Raw genomic sequence first — 618 nt, forward strand, 5'->3', positions numbered from 1 at the left:
CGCTTTCATCGCTCCGCTGTCGCCGTCTGGCCCTGCCGATGCAGGGTTTACGATTTCCGCAAGAGATGAGGCTCCGGAATCCGCATCCCGGTAAGCTGCCTCCTGCATCGCCAGGTTCCTCTCCATACCGCGGAAATCCTCTGCGTCCAGCAACAGCTGCTCCGCTTGCTCCAGCAAGTTGGGGCGGGCTGCAACATCAGCCTCTGAATCAGGGATATCCCAGGAGACCGACGAATCATAGCCGCTGCCTGCCTTTGTACTCTTGGCCTGCCGTATGGTTTCTCTCATTTCTTCATTGATCGCTTCCGCTTCTTTAATGGCATCGCCTGCCTGCCGCATCAACGGGGCATGCTTATCCTGCCAATAGGCAAGGAGACTGCCCAGCCGGGAAGCAATTGCTGCGGATTGCGTTAAATAAGATTGGATAATCCACGTATATTGCGACATCCTTTTCGGGTCCCTGTTTAAATCCGCATAGTACTTTCTCACATAGTCGTTATACTGGGCAGCGATGTCGGCAGCGCTGGATACTGTCCCCATGGAAGCGTCGGCAATACCGCCAACCGCCGGATTCTTGATAAGCGTCAGAGGCTGCCGCGCATTTTCGGCAGCTTGCCG

At 55.7% G+C, this 618-nt stretch carries 1 protein-coding gene; it reads right to left on the reverse strand.

Annotated elements, in window-relative coordinates; translation table 11 throughout:
* Positions 1 to 618: hypothetical protein (locus L692_RS33235; RefSeq protein WP_036725450.1), on the reverse strand; the 618-nt coding region annotated here is incomplete at both ends.

The organism is Paenibacillus forsythiae T98 (genome assembly GCF_000520735.1).
Lineage (GTDB): Bacteria > Bacillota > Bacilli > Paenibacillales > Paenibacillaceae > Paenibacillus_AQ > Paenibacillus_AQ forsythiae.